Consider the following 7,003-nt stretch of genomic DNA (forward strand, 5'->3'; position numbering starts at 1 on the left):
TGCCAGAGCCCTCCTTCACCCTATCGGCGTACGAATCACCCGAGTTGGTAGGGAAAGGGACCCTCGGGTCCTATGCGGGCATCACGCCGTGGATCCGGGAGAGGGTGAAGACGCGTTCGGCGTCCCGCAGGTGGCACCAGGCTTCGAGATAGGGCGGGTCGAGGGTGAGGCGGCCGAGGGTGCGTACGGTGCGGCTTCCCGAGGTGGCGACGTAATCGACCGTGACGGCCGTACCGGTGTCGATGGCATGGGCCAACTGGCGGACATCGCTGTACGACAGCCGCTTCGCGTACCCGGCGACGATCTCCTCGGTATCCGTGCCGAAGGGGACTCCGCCGGGCCCGAACGGGTCGGGTTCCGGTGTGGTCGGCGGCGCGGCGAGGAGTCGGGCGGCCAGGGCGTTCAGGTCGGCCGCGGCGAGGGCCTTCGCCGCGTGGCGAGCCGTCGTGCTTCGCGGGCCGGCCTGGGTACGGGCCTTCCGTGGGGCCGGTACGGGTGCGGCGGCCCGCTGGGGCCGGGTCCTCTCGACGCGTACGGTTCCGTCGGCCGTCTCGGCCACGGGAGCGTAGCCCTCGGCCCGAAGCGCGGCGAGGGTCTGGTCGAGTGGGCCGCGGCCGACCAGGACCGTCGGGGCGAGCCGTCGCAGGCCGAGCTTGGCGAGCTTGCTGTGGACGGCGATTTCGGCCAGGAGCGCGGGCTCCTCGCCGTGGATGACGCAGGCGGCGGGGGCGACGCGTACGCGGCCGTGGCCGCGCGCGGTGTCGGCGATCAGATACGCCAGGGGCTGGGGCAGGGGCCCTGCGGCGATGGCGGACAGATCGGCTGCGATTTCGTCCGAGGTGCGTCCGGAGTCCAGGGCGCGGCGGACACTGCCGGCGCTGAACCGCCATACCGAGGCCGTGCCGCGGGTTTCCCGGTCCGCGGCGGAATCGAGGAGCGCGTCCACTCGCGCGGTCGGTGTTCCGGCGACGACGGCGGTGAGATCGACGCCGAACCGGGCCGTGCCGGTGGCCGCGGGCAGCAGGCGCCGGCACACGGCGGCCAGTTCGTCCGTGTCATCGGCTCGCAGGGCGGTGCCGAGGGGCGACAGCGCGCCGCGGGCGAGTACGCCGAGCAGTTCGGCCTCACGGATCACGGTGGCGAACGGTGTTTCGCCCTGGGGCGTCGGGTCGGCGAGTGGGCGGTGCCATGCCACGAGCATCCCCAGGTCCGAGGTGGCTCGCGCCCCCCGCCCTGCCGGGAGGCTCGCCGCGGCGGCGAGCAACCCGTGCCGGGTCTGCGAGCAGCCGCCGCAGGGTGGCGCCCCGGAGACCGCGGGGAGTGCCTTGTCGTTCTCGTCGCGCGCCCGGGAGGGGGTGAGGGGCAGGTTCCGCCATGCCTGGAGCAGCGCGGCGAACTGCTCCGAGGGTTCCCGCGCCGCCCAGGCGTCGTACGCCTCGGTGGGGGCGACGCGGTCGCCGTCCCGGGCCAGCAGCCCTGCCGCGTGGGCGGCCTCCAGCGTGATGCGTACCACGGGGTCATCGGCCCCGGCGGCCTTGCCGATGCGGGCCAGTTCACGTGCGCCGACACCGCCGGACTTCAGCGTGGCCGGCGGCGCTGTCGAGCATGCCGACATGACCGAGGCCGCATGCGCCGCGAACGCCGTGGCCGCGGCTGCCGTCTCCCGGTCCACTTCCGCCGTGGTGACGGACACCAACCGCACGGCGGGCGGTTCGGGTTCGAACGGCGCGTGCCAGGCGGGCCCGCGCAGCGCGACTGCCACCTCGACGGGCATCCGGGCGGGGCCGTACCAGCGGTGGTCCCGGATCAGGAGCCCTCGGTCCAGCGCCCAGCGCTCGCCCGGTTCGGAGCCGGCGCCGGGAGCCCCGAACGCTCGGCGCTCCAGCAGCTCGCGGGCTGCCGCAGGAGCCTTCGCGACCACCGAGGCAATCCCTTCCGGATCGCTGTGGTGTGCGAGCAGCGCTGCCATGCGCTGCTGCTTGGTGCCGGGCGGCTTGACGCCCAGCGCCGCCAACATGCCGCGCAGCTCGTCGGAGGTCATGTCCGCCAGGAGCTCCGCCAGTGGTGCGTCCAGCCCGAGCGGCGCCTCCCACGCCTGTCGCAACGGTGCGGCCATGTGGAGCCTTCCGCTGCGGTCCGGCCAGACCAGCGCGTGTCCGGCCAGTGCCTCCAGGACCGCCTCCAAGGCGCGGCCCGCCTCGCCGGCCGTCGCTCCCAGCAGCTTCGCCAGGGCATCGCGCGACGCGGGCGTCCCCAACGCCGCAACGGCCTCGGCCACCTGCAGGTCGGGCAAGGTGAGCAGGGGCAGCGCGAGTGCTACCGACCCCGGCCGCTGAAGACGGTCCGCCAGTTCCCCCACCGAGCGCGGCTCCGGAGGGGACGCGGCGTCCTTCCGTGTCGCGAGCACCCGCGCCAGGCGCGGGCCGTCGAGACCGCGCAGCCAGGCTGCCAGAGTTGATCCGGACGCCATGGAGAACCTTTCCTCAGGCCAAGGAACACGCCGCGTCGGACCTCGGCCAGTCCGGCGCCGGGCTCAAGGATGGCCCATCCGGTGGGCCTGGACGTCTCGGACTGCGGAAGGTTCCCGCCCACGGGTGTCATCGCGGGGTGTCGTCGCCCTGGGACACGCCCTGCCCGACCGCCGAAAGGGAACGCAGAAGACCCCGGCCGGTTTCCCGGTCGGGGCCTTCAAGTGCCCGGTGAGGCACTGGCGGAGGATACGAGATTCGAACTCGTGAGGGGTTGCCCCCAACACGCTTTCCAAATCTCCTCAGCGCTGTCCGCTGAGGCCCGTACCCGTTCTGACCTGGTCCGAGACGAGTCGGCGGGTATCGGCTGGACCTGGGCGGACGGGGCTGAATGAGACCAGAACTGAGACCATTGCGGGCTTCGGGCTGCGTAGCGGGGCCCGCGAGCGGGGGACCGCGCTATCCGAGGGAGACCACCCGCGCAACGCGGCATCCCGGAGCCAGGTAGCGGACCGCTGCTGGAGCGCTAGCGGGTCTTGAGAGATCCTGCGAGTGCCTTGTTCTTCACGATCTTCTGCATTCCGGGTCTCTTCGCGACCCGCTGCATTCGTTCCCAGGCCCGGATGTCTTGGAAGTGGTTGGGCACTTCGACGCCCCGGCCGCGGGCGTACTCGATGAGGATGTTGACGATCGTCACCGTTCGGCCGCGCCCGGGGAGGGCACTCCCTGCCAGGTAGGCAGCGACCTTGTCCTCCTCGTACCCGGTTTTGGCAGAGATGAGTTCCACACTGGGTGAACCGGCAAGGCGCCGCAGCGAGCGGAGTCGGTTCGCGAGCGCCGTCCTGAAGTCGCGCGGACTCGCTCCGGCGAGGCCTTCGTCTGTGCTCCCCAAGAGCAGATCGATGGAGCCGGCCAGTTCGTAATCCGCGAGTCGGACGGATCTGTTCCTGACGTCCTCCGGCCGGTCCGGATACGTCGGGGAGTCGCTCGATTTGGTGCGGTGCCGTGCGGGTCTGCTGAGCGCCTCGGCGCAGGTCTCATCCAACTGCTGCGTCTCAGGGACGAAGATCTTGTAGTTCTGGCTGGTGAGCTTGAGCGTCTCGCCATCGACATGCTGCCAAAAAATCTGCTCAGTGGAGGGGTTGAACAGCATGATGACGACTGGAAGCGAGTGCTTGTGCCAGTACACGACGTGGCGCGTATCGCAGTAGTACCACCAGCCGCCCTCCCCCGGAGAAGCAAACTGACTGGCCCCTGACTTGAGCTGAACGGCAAGGAGTCGACCGGTCCCCAGGCCGACGCTGCCAGGAGTCAGGCCCGCGTTGTCCACCACCTCAAGGTGTGCATCGACCCCGATGTCGCTAGTTTCCTGTTCCCGGAAGAGCCAGCCCAGTCGCGTGGACACCAAGTAGGCGGCTCGGGACACACCAGCCCGGTCGACCAGGTGAGTGGAATGAACGTTAGGCACAGAGCATCCCCATCCGACGTGCTCCGGAGCGCAGCGAGCTACAAGGGCACCAAGCGTAGGTGGTCGGACCGACAGGCTGGGAAGCTCGCTCCCTCTGGGTTCAGCAGTGCCTCGTCTGACTGGGGCGCTGGCCGCTGACCGTAGTCGGCTGTTCAGCCTGAACCCTGGCGAGACTGCCGGAACCGGTCAGGTGAGTGAGGGTTCCCCGCACTGGGCCTTCTCGCCAGGGAAAGCAGGGTGGCGTCAGACTCCCGCCGCTCGAACAGTCATGAGGGCGCGACGACTGCTGCGGCGGCGGCGCTGACCGCAGTGACGTGCAGCCACTCTCGGTGTGCCGTGGGTGTCGCTGCCGCAAGCCAGCGATGGCGACTCGGCGGACGGGTCCCGTCAAAGCCCGGATTCCGGTCGTTTTCGGGCCTTTCCAGGGCCACCCGGCCTAGGGTGGTCTTCAGGCATGGGCCCGTGGACCACAGCGTGGAGGAGCCGATCATGAGCACTGCCCCGAATCTGCCGCTCCCGCCGCGCAGACCTGAGGAGCCTCATCCGCTTCGGACGATCCGGGAGATCCGGGAGATCCGGGAGTCCCTGCCCGAGCGACAGCTCGGGCACTTCGATGCCGAGCTCGCCGACACCGACATCGATGCCTTGCCCGACATGCTTCACCGCTGGGCGACCCTGGGCAGCGACGGGTTCCTTGAGCGGCTTACGACGGCCCCGTTCGAGGGTCTGGAGTTCGGGCAGCGTTCCTACGACGACGCGGCGGACGGCGAGTGATCTATCTGCTCGACGCCAATGTGGTCGCGGAGATCACCACCCGGCCGCAGCCTGCCCCGGCCGTCGTCGCCTGGGCTCGGTCTGTTCCAGCTCCTGCCCTCTATCTGAGCGTCATCACGATCGCGGAGATCGAGGCGGGTATCCAGGGGACGTCGGATCTGGTGCGGCGTACCGGTTTCGAGCGGGCGCTCGCGAACACCGTGATCAGTACCGAGACCGGATCGCCACGGTCGGAGAGCGGGAGGCACTCGCCTACCTCGCTCTTCACCGGAGGCTCAAGAGTGCCGGGACCAGCATCGATCCCCCCGATGCGCTGATCGCCGCCACCGCGCTGGCGAACGACTGGACGCTGGTGAGCCGCAACATCAAGCATCTGGCGAGGTCAGGCGCACTCCTGCTGAATCCTTGGGAGTACGAGGGGTAGGCCATCGAGGCCGGAATGTGGTGGGTCACCCGGCTATGTCGCACATAACTGAGACCACGGAACGCAGAAGGCCCCGGCCGGTTTCCCGGTCGGGGCCTTCAAGTGCCCGGTGAGGCACTGGCGGAGGATACGAGATTCGAACTCGTGAGGGGTTGCCCCCAACACGCTTTCCAAGCGTGCGCCCTAGGCCACTAGGCGAATCCTCCGCCGCAAACAATACAAGACGTTGAGGGGTGCTCGCGAACACGGTTCCGGCCGTCGGTCCCGGGGTGGACGGGTCGGGGGACCGGTTCGATTCTTGGGGCCGACATCGGCTAGGGTGGGGCCCAGCCCCTCACGTGGCGCTATCTCACCCAACTCCCCCAGGGCCGGAAGGCAGCAAGGGTAAGTGGGCTCTGGCGGGTGCGTGGGGGGCGCTTTGCGTTCCGGGGCGGGTCCGGGGGCGTCTGCGGGCCGCTGTTGTCGGTGGGCCCGGATAACCTCGTAGACGTGTCGTCCCTTGCGCTCTACCGCCGCTACCGCCCCGAGTCGTTCGCCGAGGTCATCGGGCAGGAGCATGTCACTGCCCCGCTGATGCAGGCCCTGCGGAACAACCGGGTCAATCACGCGTACCTGTTCAGCGGGCCGCGGGGCTGCGGGAAGACCACCAGCGCGCGCATCCTCGCCCGCTGCCTGAACTGTGAGCAGGGCCCCACCCCCGAGCCCTGCGGCGTGTGCCAGTCCTGCCGCGACCTCGCCCGGAACGGGCCGGGCTCGATCGACGTCATCGAGATCGACGCCGCCTCGCACGGTGGTGTCGACGACGCCCGTGACCTGCGGGAAAAGGCATTCTTCGGGCCGGCCGGCAGCCGCTACAAGATCTACATCATCGACGAGGCGCACATGGTCACCTCGGCGGGCTTCAACGCCCTGCTGAAGGTGGTCGAGGAGCCGCCGGAGCACCTCAAGTTCATCTTCGCCACGACCGAGCCCGAGAAGGTCATCGGCACCATCCGGTCGCGTACGCACCACTACCCCTTCCGCCTCGTGCCGCCGGGCACCCTGCGGGAGTACCTGGCCGAGGTCTGCGGGCGGGAAGGCGCCACCGTCGAGGACGGCGTGCTGCCGCTCGTCGTGCGCGCGGGCGCCGGATCGGTGCGTGACTCCATGTCCGTCATGGACCAGCTGCTCGCCGGCGCCGCCGAGCAGGGTGTGACATACGCCATGGCCACCTCTCTGCTGGGGTACACGGACGGGTCGCTGCTCGACTCCGTCGTGGACGCGTTCGCCGCCGGGGACGGGGCCGCCGCCTTCGAGGTCGTGGACCGCGTCGTGGAGGGCGGGAACGACCCGCGCCGGTTCGTCGCCGACCTCCTGGAGCGGCTGCGCGACCTGGTGATCCTGGCCGCCGTGCCCGACGCAGGGGAGAAGGGCCTCATCGACGCCCCCGCCGATGTCGTCGAGCGCATGCAGGCCCAGGCCGCCGTCTTCGGCGCCGCCGAGCTGTCGCGCGCCGCCGACCTGGTCAACACCGGGCTGACCGAGATGCGCGGGGCGACCTCGCCGCGGCTCCAGCTGGAGCTGATCTGCGCCCGCGTGCTGCTGCCCGCCGCCTTCGACGACGAGCGGTCCTTCCAGGCCCGGCTCGACCGGCTGGAGCGCAGTGGCCCGCCTCCCTCCTTCATGGCCGCGCCCGTCACCGCCGCTACCGCGCCCGCCATGGGCTACGTACCCGGGCCCGAGGTGCACGCCATGGCCCCGGCCGGGCCCAGCGGGGGTGTCGCCGCCACACGTGCCGCCGTACGGGCTCCCGAGCCCGAGCAGGCTGTTCCGTGACGAGTTGCCCGGCGTAGCGCTCCGAGTCGTCCTGGGGGTCGTAGCCGAGCGCAC

General features: G+C 70.4%; 5 protein-coding genes, 1 tRNA gene, 1 other RNA gene and 1 pseudogene. 5 read left to right on the plus strand and 3 right to left on the minus strand.

Annotated features, from left to right (window positions below):
* Positions 1–70 precede the first annotated feature (70 nt).
* Complete coding sequence (locus ACWDYJ_RS01270) at positions 71–2,470, minus strand: helicase-associated domain-containing protein (protein WP_451563345.1); 2,400 nt, start codon at positions 2,468–2,470, stop codon at positions 71–73.
* Positions 2,471–2,994: 524 nt separating this feature from the next.
* Complete coding sequence (locus ACWDYJ_RS01275; protein ID WP_451563346.1) at positions 2,995–3,936, minus strand: DUF4365 domain-containing protein; 942 nt, start codon at positions 3,934–3,936, stop codon at positions 2,995–2,997.
* A 489-nt stretch (positions 3,937–4,425) separates the two neighbouring features.
* Here ACWDYJ_RS01275 and ACWDYJ_RS01280 point away from each other — a divergent pair, with 489 nt between their 5' ends.
* Genes ACWDYJ_RS01280 through ACWDYJ_RS01290 form a run of 3 tightly spaced genes read left to right on the plus strand, consistent with a single transcriptional unit; the run spans position 4,426 to position 5,134 of the window.
* Complete coding sequence (locus ACWDYJ_RS01280) at positions 4,426–4,710, plus strand: hypothetical protein (RefSeq protein WP_451563347.1); 285 nt, start codon at positions 4,426–4,428, stop codon at positions 4,708–4,710.
* Positions 4,707–5,027 (plus strand): hypothetical protein, encoded by a 321-nt coding sequence (locus ACWDYJ_RS01285; RefSeq protein ID WP_451563363.1) that lies wholly within the window; start codon positions 4,707–4,709, stop codon positions 5,025–5,027. Before ACWDYJ_RS01280 ends, ACWDYJ_RS01285 begins: the two co-directional genes overlap by 4 nt.
* Complete coding sequence (locus ACWDYJ_RS01290; protein ID WP_451563362.1) at positions 4,931–5,134, plus strand: type II toxin-antitoxin system VapC family toxin; 204 nt, start codon at positions 4,931–4,933, stop codon at positions 5,132–5,134. The genes ACWDYJ_RS01285 and ACWDYJ_RS01290 overlap by 97 nt, the downstream gene beginning before the upstream one ends.
* Before the next feature lie 118 nt (positions 5,135–5,252).
* On the opposite strand, the gene ACWDYJ_RS01295 is transcribed toward ACWDYJ_RS01290, so the two are convergent.
* A tRNA-Ser gene (locus ACWDYJ_RS01295) sits at positions 5,253–5,340 on the minus strand.
* Positions 5,341–5,459: 119 nt separating this feature from the next.
* On the opposite strand from ACWDYJ_RS01295, the gene ffs reads away from it, so the two are divergent.
* Together ffs and ACWDYJ_RS01305 are read left to right on the plus strand one after the other, a co-directional pair.
* Positions 5,460–5,558: signal recognition particle sRNA small type (gene ffs / locus ACWDYJ_RS01300), an RNA gene on the plus strand.
* Positions 5,559–5,623: 65 nt separating this feature from the next.
* A pseudogene (locus tag ACWDYJ_RS01305) lies at positions 5,624–6,946 on the plus strand (DNA polymerase III subunit gamma and tau); the annotation flags it as partial.
* Positions 6,947–7,003: the final 57 nt, after the last annotated feature.

The organism is Streptomyces sp. NPDC003042, from assembly GCF_053591315.1.

Bases quoted from the DNA above. Each gene is read 5' to 3' on its own strand.
- ACWDYJ_RS01270 (WP_451563345.1), bottom strand. From the start codon at position 2,470: ATGGCGTCCGGATCAACTCTGGCAGCCTGGCTGCGCGGTCTCGACGGC.
- ACWDYJ_RS01280 (WP_451563347.1), top strand. From the start codon at position 4,426: ATGAGCACTGCCCCGAATCTGCCGCTCCCGCCGCGCAGACCTGAGGAG.